Origin of the sequence: Bacillus sp. FSL K6-0255 (genome assembly GCF_045040725.1) — a bacterium.
In the GTDB taxonomy this organism is placed as follows: Bacteria; Bacillota; Bacilli; order Bacillales; family Bacillaceae; genus Bacillus; species Bacillus subtilis.
The window spans coordinates 2,540,847-2,554,245 of the sequence record NZ_CP150278.1 but is presented as its reverse complement, the minus strand read 5'-3'; the positions used below and the strand labels follow the sequence as shown (position 1 = coordinate 2,554,245).

Sequence of the window (13,399 nt, the reverse complement as noted above, 5' to 3'; positions counted from 1 at the left end):
TTGACTAACACCAGAATGAAGGGGTTATTGGGAAATTACTTTATTCTAAATGTAGCAGCTGCTTGGAAATAGCTGACACATTAACGAATGAAATTAAAAAGACTGTTGTAGTAGAAGGAGGGGATTTTATGCCATTACTTCGTTTTGACTTAATAGAAGGGCGAGATCAATCAAGTTTGAAAAAACTTTTAGATGTCGCTCACAATGTTATAGTAGAGGCTTTTGATGTGCCTCAACAAGACCGTTATCAAATTGTTCATGAACATCCAGAAAATCATATGATTATTGAGGATACTGGGTTAGGATTTAACCGAACTAAAAATCTTGTTGTTCTTTCAGTTACAAGTAAATCCCGACCGGAAGAGAAGAAACAAAAATTTTACAGGCTGTTAGCTGAAAGACTGGAATCTGAGTGTGGTATCGCATCAACTGATTTAATTGTATCTATTGTTGAAAATGATAATGCTGACTGGAGTTTTGGACTTGGTGAGGCCCAATTTTTAACAGGTAAATTGTAGTTGAATACTACCCTCAAATGCTTGATTGAAGAAAAGGATAGAGAAACTAGGGTAGCGGAGCAAACCATGTGTTTGCTCCGCTTTTTTATGTTTATAAGAGAATAATTAAAGAGGTATTGTTGATTTCTATAAAAAATATTTTGACATTTCAGTAAAGAGCAGATATATTTATATATGAACACATGCTCATATATAAATATTATTTGCATCATGTTAGAATGCTTCATAACAGATTTGAAATAATAAATACATATGTATTAAAAACTTTAGGTAAGGAGGAGTTTTTTATGGGTCACAATCATAGTCACAATCATAATGAAGGAGCAAATAAAAAGGTTTTATTGATCTCTTTTATCATGATTACAGGTTATATGATAATAGAAGCTATAGGTGGATTTTTAACAAATAGTCTGGCGCTTTTATCTGATGCAGGCCATATGCTGAGTGATTCAATTTCATTAATGGTTGCCCTGATTGCTTTTACATTAGCTGAAAAAAAGGCAAATCACAATAAGACATTCGGCTATAAACGATTTGAGATTCTTGCAGCTGTGATAAACGGTGCTGCCTTAATTCTTATTTCTCTTTATATCATTTATGAAGCAATCGAACGCTTCTCTAATCCACCAAAAGTAGCAACAACCGGCATGCTTACAATTAGTATCATCGGGTTAGTTGTGAATCTATTGGTCGCTTGGATTATGATGAGTGGCGGAGATACAAAGAATAATCTGAATATAAGAGGAGCTTATTTACATGTAATAAGCGATATGCTCGGCTCTGTAGGTGCCATTTTAGCTGCCATACTTATCATCTTCTTTGGATGGGGCTGGGCAGATCCATTGGCTAGTATCATTGTGGCTATTCTTGTTCTAAGAAGCGGTTACAATGTGACTAAAGATTCCATTCACATCTTAATGGAAGGAACTCCAGAAAATATCGATGTCTCTGATATCATTCGTACAATTGAAGGGATAGAGGGAATTCAAAACATTCATGATTTACACATATGGTCTATCACAAGCGGATTGAATGCTCTTTCTTGCCACGCAGTTGTTGACGATCAACTGACCATTTCAGAAAGTGAAAATATTTTACGCGAAATTGAACATGAACTTGAGCATAAAGGCATTACGCACGTAACCATTCAAATGGAAACCGAAGCGCATAATCACGACAATGCGATCCTTTGTCAGCCCAAAATGGAGAAGCAGCGTGACCACCATCACCATTAAATTTTTTATCTAACTTTATAGTGAGGAGATCAACTAGGATTTTGCAGATTCTGTCTACTGACAATTTGAAATTGGCGGGGTGATAATGTGTACGACACTATAGTAATCGGGGCTGGTCAAGCAGGGATCTCAATAGGATATTATCTTAAGCAGTCCGATCAAAAGTTTATCATTTTGGATAAAAGTCATGAGGTGGGGGAGAGCTGGAAAGATCGGTATGACTCATTAGTTTTATTTACTTCTCGAATGTATAGCTCTTTGCCTGGAATGCATCTTGAAGGAGAAAAACATGGATTTCCTTCAAAAAATGAAATTGTTGCTTATCTAAAGAAGTATGTTAAAAAATTTGAAATTCCAATCCAATTACGGACAGAAGTAATAAGTGTCCTAAAAATAAAGAATTATTTCTTAATAAAAACAAATCGGGAAGAATATCAAACGAAGAATCTTGTCATTGCTACAGGGCCTTTTCATACCCCTAATATTCCATCAATATCAAAGGATTTATCCGATAATATTAATCAACTACACTCATCACAATATAAGAATTCAAAACAATTGGCATATGGAAATGTACTAGTAGTTGGTGGTGGGAATAGTGGTGCTCAAATAGCTGTTGAATTATCCAAAGAAAGAGTTACATATTTAGCCTGTAGTAATAAACTAGTTTATTTCCCTTTAATGATCGGAAAAAGAAGCATCTTTTGGTGGTTTGATAAATTAGGAGTTTTACATGCAAGTCATACATCAGTAGTAGGCAAATTCATTCAAAAGAAAGGTGATCCAGTATTTGGGCATGAATTAAAACATGCAATAAAACAGAAGGAGATCATCTTAAAAAAAAGAGTCATTGCCGCAAAGCAAAATGAAATCATTTTTAAAGATTCATCTACATTAGAAGTAAACAATATTATTTGGGCTACTGGTTTCAGGAATCCCTTATGTTGGATAAATATAAAAGGTGTTTTGGATCAAGAAGGTCGAATCATACATCATAGAGGTGTTTCACCTGTAGAAGGATTATACTTTATAGGTTTGCCTTGGCAGCATAAGCGAGGTTCAGCATTGCTTCAAGGCGTAGGAAATGATGCTGAATACATTGTAAAACAAATGAACGGTGAATAAACGAAGCAGAGCAGTAACTCACATGTTTACTGCTCTATTTTTTGCGTGAATAAGGGTAGCGAAGTGGAGATGCGCTTTCTCTTTTATTTAAGAAGTTAACATAGAAAGAGAAAAAGCACTTTAAGACATACTCATATTTTTATGTTCAACAATGGTCTTAAGGAGGCTGCGCATTGAATTTGTCAGGTACGCATCTTTATGGCGTATAAAGATTGTTGAGATACAGCTGTCTTTCTCAGGTAATGGGTGACAATAAACCTTACCTTGTGCAGCAAGATGCATAACAGCAGATTCCGGTACCACTGTTATACCGAGTCCAAGTGCAACACTATTTAAGATTGTCTCCAGGATGTTAAATTCCATCATTCTGTTTGGGAGCACACCTTCATCTTTGAGCCATTGTTCAAGCCTAGACCGATACCCGCACCCCTGATTAAAAACAAGAATCGGAGTCGTTGAAAAATCCTCTATATTAAACGTTTTGTTACTGGTTACAAGAGTAAGTCTTTCAGTATAAACATCATACTGTTCCAGAATAGAATGTTTCAAAGGGCCTGAAATAAAAGCTCCGTCTAATTCGTGATTCATGACCTTTTTAATAAGTCCCTCTGTTAGACCAGCCTGCAATGATAAATCCACATTAGGATACTTTTTATAATAGGAAGCTATAATGGTCGGCAGTATCCTCACTGTTTCCACTGTACCGATTTTTAATATTCCAGACGGTATATCAGTATCTAGAAAGACTTGCTCCAGTTCTTCAACATCTTTCAAAATTTTGTTAACGTATTCAATCATTTTTCGGCCCTCTGGACTTAGTGAAACCCCTTTTTTATGGCGATTGAAAAGAGGTGTTTTGAGCTCATTCTCTAATTGCTTAATCCGCGCAGTTACATTAGATTGTACATAATTTAACTCTTTTGCAGCACCGGTAATACTCTTGTGATGGGCTACGCATTTGAAAATTTGTAAGTCTCGCAGTTCCATGAAGATCCCCCCTTCATTAAAGTATCATTATCAATGATGTTTTTCATCACTTTTGTTCATTTTACTTGATGCTTACTTCTTTTTATAATTCTCATTGTAATTTTAAAGAAAAGGAGGGGAATTCAATGAAAAAAAGTCAATTATTCATTGGTGCCCTTACATGTTTAGTAGCAAGTATGTCTTGGGGCGCGATGTTTCCAGTTGCAGATCATGCATTAGAATTTATTGATCCGTTTTATTTTTCATTTATTCGCTACGGTGTGGTAACGATTATGTTAGTGATTTTATTATTGGTGAGAGAAGGAAAAAAATCATTTCATTTAGAGGGTAAAGCAAAATGGATCATTTTATTTGGGGTGATGGCGTTTACTGTATACAATGTTCTTATTTTTTTAGGTCAAAGGTTGATGGGGAAGTCTGGAATTATGACAGCATCCATTGCCGAGGCACTCATGCCAATGCTTTCAATTGTTATTCTATGGGGATATAAACATGTGAAACCTAAAAAATACACAATGATCAGTATATTGATTGCCTTTTTGGGGGCTTCGATGGTCATAACCAAAGGTAATATAAGTTTCTTTTTTTTATTGGGGGATCATCTATTCTCGCTACTCTTTATATTCATTGGTGTTTTAGGGTGGGTTGTCTACACAATGGGGGGACAGATATTCCGAGAGTGGTCCACACTTCGTTATTCAACTTTGACATGTTTATTCGGCACAGCTATAACAGGAATCATGACAGCTATACTTACCGCGCAAGGTTACGTGTCGGTACCGAGTATTAAAGTGATTGCAGCAATTAAGTATGATTTTTTATTTATGATTACTTTACCAGGTATCATAGCCCTCCTTAGTTGGAACTATGGCATTAAAATCCTATCATCCATTAACGGGATTTTATTTATTAACTTTGTCCCCATTACTACATTGTTAATCATGGTGATCAAAGGATATAACATAACTGCATTTGATATAGTAGGAACACTGTTTGTCATTATTGGACTCATTTTAAATAACATATATCAGCGTAAGGAAGATTATAAGCAGGTATTACAAAAAGAAAAAACAAATTTGACTATCACTTAGACGGTGGGGGATTTAAAATGTTTGAAGGTTTATTGTTTTTCATTTCAGCTGGAATTGTCTGTGAACTTGCTGCAATTAATAGAAATGGCCGCAAAAATATAAAGCAACAGGCGGAATTGATTCAAATTTTAAAAGAAAACCTTAATAAAGACATTAAATAAATCAAGACGGTTGGATATTATTGAAACACACCAGAAAATTCAGGTGTGTTTTTATTTTGCTTTCTATTTTAAGTCTTAAAACGTCACCAATCGCTAGTTGAATACTACGGGAACCACTCTCCATACGGAAAAAGATGATTATTTACATCATTCAGAGTTGATTTTAGGTTCTTTTGAACTTATAATGTTATATATGCTGTTTTTTGTTTATTCAGAAAAAACGGGTTATAAAAATAAATATTTATATCGGAGGTGTACGCCTTACTAGGTAAGGCAAATCATTGACAACCATTAACCTTATAATCTTTACTATTTTAATTGTCTTAACAGCATTTTTTGTTGCGACTGAATTTGCGATAGTAAAGATCAGGTCATCAAAAATTGACCAACTCATATTAGAGGGAAAAAAAGGTGCCGTATCAGCCAAAAAGGTCATTACTCATTTGGACGAATATTTGTCAGCTTGTCAATTAGGGATCACGGTTACAGCGTTGGGAATTGGCTGGGTTGGAGAATCGACTTTTGAAGTGATTTTGCACCCCTTATTTGCTCATTTTCATGTAAGTGAAACAGTCTCACATGTATTGATCTTAGTGATTGCTTTTGTGATGGCGACTTTTTTGCACGTTGTAGTTGGAGAACTTGCTCCTAAAACACTCGCTATCCAAAAAGCGGAAACCATCACTCTTTTGACTGCAAAGCCAATTATTTGGTTTTACCGCATCCTGTTCCCTTTTATATGGTTTTTAAATGGTTCAGCCCGGTTTATAGTAGGACTCTTCGGTTTGAAACCTGCATCAGAACATGAACTTGCTCATTCTGAAGAAGAACTGCGCATCTTACTGTCTGAAAGCTATAAGAGCGGTGAAATCAATCAAAATGAGTTGAAATATGTAAATAATATTTTTGAATTTGATGAAAGAATCGCCAAAGAAATTATGATTCCGAGAAGAGAGATCGTAGCGATTTCTAGTGAGGATTCTTATGAAACTATTGTTAAGACCATTAAGACAGAGAGTTATACAAGGTACCCAGTCCTAAATGGAGATAAAGATTCAATCATTGGTTTTATCAATGCTAAAGAATTCTTGTCAGCTTATATTGACACAGACCAGAAGATAAAAGAGGATTTCAAGTTAGAAAATCATATCAACCCTGTTATCCATGTTATTGAATCCGTTCCAATTCATGATTTATTGGTAAAAATGCAAAAAGAGCGAACACATATCGCTATTCTTGTGGATGAATATGGCGGAACTTCAGGTTTAGTCACTGCTGAAGATATTCTTGAAGAAATTGTCGGGGAAATCAGAGATGAATTTGATAAAGATGAAGTGCCTAATATTAGAAAAGTAAATGATAATCACTATATCTTAGATTCGAAAGTGCTCATTGAAGATGTAAATGATTTATTGGGAACGACGTTAGCAAGTGACGAAGTGGATACAATAGGCGGCTGGTTTATGACTCAACAAATAGACGCTGCAGTTGGGTCCGTTATAGAAGCCGATGGGTATATTTTTAAAGTGTACAAAACAGTTGGCCGGCATATTAATTATTTAGAAATTGTCTGGAAAAAAGAATAACATCTGGATAAAACACATGAGATTTTGACTAATAAGATGCTTAAAGCCTGAGATGAAATTTTCATCCAGGCTTTTTTAACTTGCAGTTTAAGTAGGTAATCATTATCGAAGTTCAAACGTTTCTCAGCAAACAAGGAGGCTTGGATATCTATAGCTCTTTTACCATTACCTTCTCACCATTAAAGTCGAGTTCACCATTAAATTGAAAACCAAACCTTTGATAAAGGCGTATAGCATGAATATTATTTTCAAATATACTTAAATAAATTCTTTTGCATTTATATAGCTCAGCAAGGTGCTGAATGAGGGCTTTAAGCATTTTCTTCCCTAATCCTTTTCCCTGATAGCGTTCGTCAATAAAAAATCGGTCAAGCCAGACTCGTCCGTTTTTATTATCTTCATCATACTCGGGAAACAATCCATACATTGCAAAACCGACTAGATCTCCTTCATAGTAAAGCCCGACAGGTTTATAATAGTGACATTCGTTTGCATCCTCTAAACATATTTTTGTAGATTCAATATATGATAATTGATTCTGGCTGACATGTAGATCAAGAATTGCAGCACGATTATCATCAGTTACTCCTTTTATTTTTATACTCATACTACATTCTCCTTTTTTCTTATCCCGGTATCCTGATATTGCTAAAACTCAGCTTAAACTATATTCACGTCAAGCAACATGTAGCCTATCATATTAAGTACCTTTTCTTATTGTGCCTAACCAGGGGCATTCCCTGCATCCAAATGACTTGACTTTATAGAAAATGAATTAATTCAAAGCTGCAGCATCATTCTTTTTTTCTTTCCAAACCATTGTAAGACCAAGGCCGACAATCATAACGAAACCTGCAAAAAGGAAAGGATAATGAATGTTAAGATCAAATAGTATACCGCCTAGAGCAGGTCCAAATATATTTCCCAGGCTGGTGTATGTGGAGTTCATGCCTGCTACGAAACCCTGCTGGTTACTGGCCATATTGGATAAATGAGCGGTTAAGGCCGGACGTAGCAAATCGAACGCCAGAAAAATAAAACAAGTTACAAGCAAAACAGTTAAAAATCCTGACATAACAGTAGACACGAAAGCCAAGATCGCACCGGTTATTAAGCACAGCTGAATCATTCTTTTCTCTCCAAGTTTGTTGACCAATTTCCCGAATAGTAAAACTTGAATAACTACCGCAACAATGGAGCTAATCGTAATAATGGCTGCAATATCTTTTGGTGTGAAGCCAAATTTATGATTAGAAAACAAGCTGAATACCGTTTCATAAGCTGATAAACCAAAAGCCATTACAAAGACGATAATAAATGCAATGAAATAGACAGGGTGAATGGATCTCTTCAAGTCTTTAATGAAATTTGATTCCTTTGTATGAGATGAGAGTTGATGGCGTTCTTCTATCGACAATGACTCTTTTAGTATAAAAACGGAAGTGACAGCTGCTATTAACGCGATGGCGGAGGCGAAGAAAAACGGCATGCGGATGCCAAAGCCGGCAATAAATCCTCCCGCACCAGGTCCAATAATAAAGCCGGTGCTAATTGCAGCAGAAACATACCCCATAGCCTTTGACCTTTCCTTTAGGGTTGTAATATCAGCTACATATGCTGTTACCGCGGGCATGATAAAAGCCGCACTTACACCACCCAATATCCTCGAGAAATAAAATATTGAAACATGGGTCCCTAATCCGAAAATCAACTCAGATAAACTGAATATAAGCAACCCGAGAATAATCATTTTTTTTCTCCCGAAACGGTCAACCCACCTACCTGCAAAAGGTGAAGTAATTAACTGAGAAATGGCAAAAGCCGCAACAAGATAACCCATTGTGCTGCCGGATAAATGCATGATTTTCATAAAAGAAGGCATAACTGGAATGATTAAACCGATACCAAGAAATGCTACGAAGATGTTGCTTAATAGTATAATGAATATCGTTTTTTGCTCATTTATTGATTTTTTCATCTGAATTCCCCTTTTACTCAATTGAACCCTTTTTACCTATCCTTTTCGCTTGAAGCTTTTTTCAAGTACAATCAAATCATAAGGTATATGGTTACCGTATAGTCAAGGAGGTTTTTATGAGCGAAGATGTTAAGAAGTATTTCACAACAGGGGAGTTTTCGAAGCTCTGCCGTGTAAAAAAACAAACCTTATTTCATTATGATGAGATTGGTCTTTTCTCGCCGGAAATAAAAAAAGAAAATGGGTATAGATATTATTCCTATCATCAATTTGAGATTTTTCAAGTCATCAGTCTATTTAAAGAGCTTGGGGTTCCATTAAAAGAAATAAAGTGTCTAATAAAAGGAAAAACACCAGACAAGATCCTGCATGTTCTAAAAGAAAAGTCTATTGAGATTGATAAAAAAATAAATGAGCTTAAGCAGTTGCAAACGATCTTACAAACAAAAGTGACGCTTACAGAACAAGCACTTGAGACTGATTTTTCCTCAATTTCTTTTGAATATTTAAATGAAGAAACATTCATGTTAAGCCGAAAAACATTAAACTTACCAGAACGAAAATATGTGGCAGCCATTTCAGAACTCATTCATGAAGTTCAGCAATATGAATTAGATGAAGGATATCCGATAGGCGGAATCTTTGCACGGGAACAAATCTTAGAAAAAGACTTCTACAATTACAGTTACTTTTATATAAAAGTAAAAGATGGGGCAGAGAACATAAATTATCATGTACGGCCAAAAGGCCTGTATGCAGTTGGATATGAAATAGGCGGAAATACTGAAGAGGCGTACCGGAGAATCATTGAGTTCATTGAAAGAAATGGAATGCAAATAGGGGAAAATGCATATGAGGAATATATGCTGGATGAGATGGTAGTTGACGGGTATGAAAATACATATGCAAAAATCCTCCTTCAAGTTAAAGAGGTGTAAGATTACGAAATTTTCATATGAAAAATTGCTTCTATTGTGTGCCCAAAAAGAATATAAACTGGTTTACTAAAAGCGAGCCCACATACAGGTGACGGTACAAACGGCACTGGGAACCGCAAGTCTATCGGCGTTGAAATATGCTATAACGATTCAGGAGGCGCTAAATACTACGCTGCTGAAAAGCTGGCCATCAAGGCGCATCCAAAGAGATAAATCTAAAAGAGCTGGGATAGGGGGGACAAACAACAGAATTCCGTATACTCTGTTGTTGTGCTATGTAAATGTTCAAAAGCCATTTAGGATCGTCGACCTTTGATAATCCATCATATAAAGGTGTCATTCGATGTCTTGTTAACAAAGGCTAGTGAAATTCAACATCCAGAAAACGATTACAAGGTCGGTGATAAATTATTCATCCATGAATCAAACGGTGATCGAACATTCATTTTTGTGTTTAATATGAGTTTTCTTGATTTAGCACACTCCCTTAATAAATGCATAGGATACTATCACAAAAATTTATAATTGCGGGGATCAAAAAATGTACTATAACCCTTTTTCGCCTCAATGTTATTATTATGTGACTGTGCCGATGTATAATGACGGAAGATCTGTTTATTGGACTATTCCAAATGAGATGGAGAACGTACACAGAGGTGCCGATTTGCGCTCTTCATATGAAGATAGAAACCTTCTTTTGAAGGATTATGGACCAAAACCATTTGTTGTAAATATCAATAGAGCCACAAAACAAAACAATACGTTCCGTACTGCTTTATGGACAGGAAAGCATTTTCAAGTGACTTTGATGAGTCTTGGTATTGGAGAAGACATTGGTTTGGAAATCCATCCTAACGTTGACCAGTTCTTACGGATTGAGCAGGGGCGTGGGATCGTCAAAATGGGAAAGAGTAAAGATCATTTGAACTTTCAAAGAAATGTATATGATGATTCTGCCATTGTTGTCCCTGCCGGCACTTGGCACAACGTAATTAATACAGGAAATACGCCATTAAAACTTTACTCCATTTATGCTCCTCCTAACCATCCATTTGGTACAGTTCATGAAACCAAAGCAGATGCAGTGGCTGCGGAAGATTAGCACAGATATTCTGCAGAATTCTAGAATAATTAAAGTCACATTCAGCATGAAACATGGGGAACCAGTACCATGCTAATGAAACCCCATTTAATATCCAAGCAGCGTGTCTTGTGCTAATTTTAAGTAATTGATAAATAAAGCCGATTTAAAATTAAATCGGCTTATTGCTTTATTCGAGTTCCTTTTAGCAGAATTGGCATTATCGAATGTAAGTATTTTTTCAATCCGCGGATATCGAAATGAATCTATCAGCTCAAAGAAAGTAACTTTCACACTTGACTATATACCTATGGGGGTATATTATTGTTTTGTGAATAACAAAGAGTTAATAAGGTGGTGTAAGTAGTATCAATTATTTAGTTATTGCATTCCTGCTTATTTTTGTGATTATCATTGCAACGTATAGACGTTATTATCCTATAACCGGAATCTCTTGTATCCATAAAGATAAATTAAAGGCTATGGACATCACAATATTAGATATTCGCCATTATAACGATGTACCCAATTTTTCGGATAATATTATTTTAAACATCCCATATGCGTATCTAAAACGTTTTTATTTAGAGATTCCACGTGATAAAATACACATAATAGCTCGTGACCAGGTGGAATTAAATTTAGGAGTGCGTTTTCTAAAGCGCAAAGGTATCCATGTAAACAGTTATGAACTGGCAACATGTAAATGTAAAAATAAATGAAAGAAAGGATTTCATTGATATATGGAGTATGATCAAAAGATTAAAAACCGCTTACGACGGATTGAAGGACAAATTAAAGGTGTATTGACTATGATGGAACAAGGAAAAGATTGTAGAGAGGTTGTGACCCAATTAGCAGCTTCCCGTAATGCGATCGATCGAGCGATGGGTTTAATTGTGAGCACAAACCTTGAACATTGTGTTCGTGAAAGTTTAGAAAAAGGCGAAGACACACAAAATTTAGTAAAAGAAGCAGTCGACTTATTGGTAAAGAGCCGATAAAAATTCATCAACCTAAGGTTGACGAATTTTTATATGCGTTATATTATACCCCCTATGGTATTTAAAGAGTTGAATAAAAGCATCTTTCGAAAAAAAAATTTTTGACTTTAATATACCCACAGGGGTAATTAGTTGGGGGAATAAACATGACAGAACAAACAAAACGCACAACAATTGTTTTATTTAGCGGGGATTATGATAAGGCAATGGCAGCCTATATTATTGCAAATGGTGCAGCTGCCTACGATCATGAAGTGACGATCTTCCATACTTTTTGGGGATTAAACGCTTTACGTAAAGAAGAGCTGATTCCAGTGAAAAAAGGATTTCTTGAAAAAATGTTTGGAAAGATGATGCCTCGTGGTGCTGATAAGATGGGTTTATCTAAAATGAACTTTGCAGGTATGGGCCCTAAAATGATTAAAAATGTGATGAAAAAGCATAATGCACTTCCTTTGCCTCAGTTGATTGAGATGGCTCAAGAACAGGGGGTAAAGCTCGTAGCTTGTACGATGACAATGGATCTTCTTGGTTTACAGGAAAAAGAACTATTAGATGATATTGACTATGCTGGTGTAGCAGCTTATTTGGCAGATGCTGAGGAAGGCAGTGTCAACTTATTTATCTAATGCTACTCATTTACTCATTGCTAAGCGGAATGAGAAGTTTAAAGGCAAGTAAAAATATTGAAGAAACAAGGATTTAAAAACATCACAAATATAAAAGGGGGCATGAATACATGGTATTAACTTCTAGTGAGAAACTTTTTGTATATTTATATACCCCCACCCCTATATGAAAAAAGGAGGAAAAAATGATGAAAGCAACTATTGTACTAGACGCTAAAGGTTTGGCGTGTCCAATGCCTATCGTAAAAACGAAGAAGAGAATGAAGGATTTAAAAGCTGGTGAAGTATTGGAAATTCAAGCAACAGATAAAGGTTCCACAGCAGATCTGGAAGCATGGGCAAAAAGTACAGGCCATGAATATCTAGGTACTGAAGCAGAGGGAGAAATACTTCGTCATTTTCTTCGAAAAGGAGGAGAGCATTCATCAGAAAATGCATCTTCAATTCCTGAGATTTCATTAGAAGCTTTCAAACAGAAAGTGGATAGTGACGAGTCTCTTAACATTTTAGATGTACGAGAGATAGAGGAGTATGAAAAAGCTCATATCCCTGGAGTTGTGCATATCCCTCTTGGTGAAGTGGAAAAGCGCTCTAACGAATTAAACGAAAATGATGAAATTTATATTATCTGCCATTCGGGAAGAAGAAGTGAAATGGCGGCCCGCACTATGAAAAAACAAGGTTTTAAAAAGGTTATTAATGTTGTTCCCGGTATGCGGGATTGGACAGGTAAAACAGAATAAATAAAAAGGATGATGAACAGATAAGTACAAGAGTAGCGATTATTGCGGCAAATGGCGGTCTGTTTGATGCTTATAAAGTCTGTAATATTGCGACAAGGAAAAGAACATGTCGCAGAAGGTTGTAAGAAAGCAAATGTGCCTTCTATTCCTGAATTGATTGAAATGGCACAAGAAATGGGAGTTACATTTATTGGTTGTCATATGACGATGGACGTTATGGGTTTAACAAAAGATGATTTTATAGAAGGAAATCGAAGTAGGCGGGGCTGTTACCTTTTTAGATTTTGCTAAAGATGCAGATGTATCTTTAACATTTTAAGTTC

The 13,399-nt window shown here is 35.8% G+C and carries 16 protein-coding genes and 3 pseudogenes; 16 read left to right on the top strand and 3 right to left on the bottom strand.

Annotated elements, in window-relative coordinates; all coding sequences use genetic code 11:
• The first annotated feature begins 128 nt into the window (after nt 1–128).
• From MHB62_RS13250 to MHB62_RS13240, 3 genes are all read left to right on the top strand, one after another.
• Entirely contained in the window at nt 129–518 is a 390-nt protein-coding gene (locus tag MHB62_RS13250) for a tautomerase family protein (protein WP_032722222.1), read from the top strand.
• 287 nt (nt 519–805) lie between these two features.
• Nucleotides 806–1,753, top strand: a complete 948-nt coding sequence (czcD, locus tag MHB62_RS13245; protein ID WP_032722219.1) for a CDF family zinc transporter CzcD — start codon at nt 806–808, stop codon at nt 1,751–1,753.
• Between the two features lie 87 nt (nt 1,754–1,840).
• The gene (locus MHB62_RS13240) at nt 1,841–2,878 is read left to right on the top strand and encodes an NAD(P)/FAD-dependent oxidoreductase (RefSeq protein WP_032722216.1); all 1,038 of its coding nucleotides are present in this window, start codon (nt 1,841–1,843) and stop codon (nt 2,876–2,878) included.
• 120 nt (nt 2,879–2,998) lie between these two features.
• Here MHB62_RS13240 and czcR read toward each other — a convergent pair whose 3' ends face one another.
• Entirely contained in the window at nt 2,999–3,865 is an 867-nt protein-coding gene (czcR, locus tag MHB62_RS13235) for a LysR family transcriptional regulator CzcR (protein WP_032722214.1), read from the bottom strand.
• 125 nt (nt 3,866–3,990) lie between these two features.
• On the opposite strand from czcR, the gene MHB62_RS13230 reads away from it, so the two are divergent.
• The 3 genes from MHB62_RS13230 to MHB62_RS13220 all read left to right on the top strand — a co-directional run bounded on the left by MHB62_RS13230 (nt 3,991) and on the right by MHB62_RS13220 (nt 6,703).
• Nucleotides 3,991–4,956, top strand: coding sequence for a DMT family transporter (locus MHB62_RS13230; RefSeq protein WP_032722211.1), 966 nt, complete (start codon nt 3,991–3,993; stop codon nt 4,954–4,956).
• 17 nt (nt 4,957–4,973) lie between these two features.
• Nucleotides 4,974–5,117 (top strand): YrzO family protein, encoded by a 144-nt coding sequence (locus MHB62_RS13225; RefSeq protein WP_014477437.1) that lies wholly within the window; start codon nt 4,974–4,976, stop codon nt 5,115–5,117.
• 281 nt (nt 5,118–5,398) lie between these two features.
• Nucleotides 5,399–6,703, top strand: a complete 1,305-nt coding sequence (locus MHB62_RS13220; RefSeq protein ID WP_019712547.1) for a hemolysin family protein — start codon at nt 5,399–5,401, stop codon at nt 6,701–6,703.
• A gap of 148 nt (nt 6,704–6,851) precedes the next feature.
• On the opposite strand, the gene bltD is transcribed toward MHB62_RS13220, so the two are convergent.
• Together bltD and blt are read right to left on the bottom strand one after the other, a co-directional pair.
• Entirely contained in the window at nt 6,852–7,310 is a 459-nt protein-coding gene (bltD, locus tag MHB62_RS13215) for a spermine/spermidine acetyltransferase (protein WP_015714357.1), read from the bottom strand.
• 168 nt (nt 7,311–7,478) lie between these two features.
• Entirely contained in the window at nt 7,479–8,681 is a 1,203-nt protein-coding gene (gene blt / locus MHB62_RS13210) for a multidrug efflux MFS transporter Blt (protein ID WP_019712548.1), read from the bottom strand.
• 116 nt (nt 8,682–8,797) lie between these two features.
• Here blt and bltR point away from each other — a divergent pair, with 116 nt between their 5' ends.
• The 10 genes and pseudogenes from bltR (at nt 8,798) to MHB62_RS13160 (ending at nt 13,395) form a co-directional block, all read left to right on the top strand.
• Nucleotides 8,798–9,619, top strand: coding sequence for a multidrug efflux transcriptional regulator BltR (gene bltR / locus MHB62_RS13205; protein ID WP_014480349.1), 822 nt, complete (start codon nt 8,798–8,800; stop codon nt 9,617–9,619).
• An 81-nt stretch (nt 9,620–9,700) separates the two neighbouring features.
• Nucleotides 9,701–9,811, top strand: a pseudogene (locus tag MHB62_RS13200) (N-acetylmuramoyl-L-alanine amidase); the annotation flags it as partial.
• The gene (locus tag MHB62_RS13195) at nt 9,792–9,935 is read left to right on the top strand and encodes a hypothetical protein (RefSeq protein ID WP_032722385.1); all 144 of its coding nucleotides are present in this window, start codon (nt 9,792–9,794) and stop codon (nt 9,933–9,935) included. The pseudogene MHB62_RS13200 and the gene MHB62_RS13195, both read left to right, overlap by 20 nt.
• Nucleotides 9,936–10,160: 225 nt before the next feature.
• Nucleotides 10,161–10,721, top strand: coding sequence for a cupin domain-containing protein (locus MHB62_RS13190; protein ID WP_015251632.1), 561 nt, complete (start codon nt 10,161–10,163; stop codon nt 10,719–10,721).
• Between the two features lie 383 nt (nt 10,722–11,104).
• Nucleotides 11,105–11,422: a hypothetical protein gene (locus MHB62_RS13185; RefSeq protein WP_015251633.1), complete on the top strand. Its 318-nt coding sequence runs from the start codon at nt 11,105–11,107 to the stop codon at nt 11,420–11,422.
• 21 nt (nt 11,423–11,443) lie between these two features.
• Complete coding sequence (locus tag MHB62_RS13180) at nt 11,444–11,704, top strand: metal-sensitive transcriptional regulator (RefSeq protein ID WP_003237170.1); 261 nt, start codon at nt 11,444–11,446, stop codon at nt 11,702–11,704.
• A 146-nt stretch (nt 11,705–11,850) separates the two neighbouring features.
• Entirely contained in the window at nt 11,851–12,333 is a 483-nt protein-coding gene (locus tag MHB62_RS13175) for a DsrE/DsrF/DrsH-like family protein (protein ID WP_015251635.1), read from the top strand.
• Nucleotides 12,334–12,356: 23 nt separating this feature from the next.
• A pseudogene (locus MHB62_RS13170) lies at nt 12,357–12,453 on the top strand (rhodanese-like domain-containing protein); the annotation flags it as partial.
• Between the two features lie 65 nt (nt 12,454–12,518).
• Nucleotides 12,519–13,076 carry a sulfurtransferase TusA family protein gene (locus MHB62_RS13165; RefSeq protein WP_032722205.1) on the top strand — a complete coding sequence of 186 codons (558 nt, stop codon included), beginning with the start codon at nt 12,519–12,521 and terminating at the stop codon, nt 13,074–13,076.
• Between the two features lie 20 nt (nt 13,077–13,096).
• Nucleotides 13,097–13,395, top strand: a pseudogene (locus MHB62_RS13160) (DsrE/DsrF/DrsH-like family protein).
• The last annotated feature ends 4 nt before the right edge of the window (nt 13,396–13,399 follow it).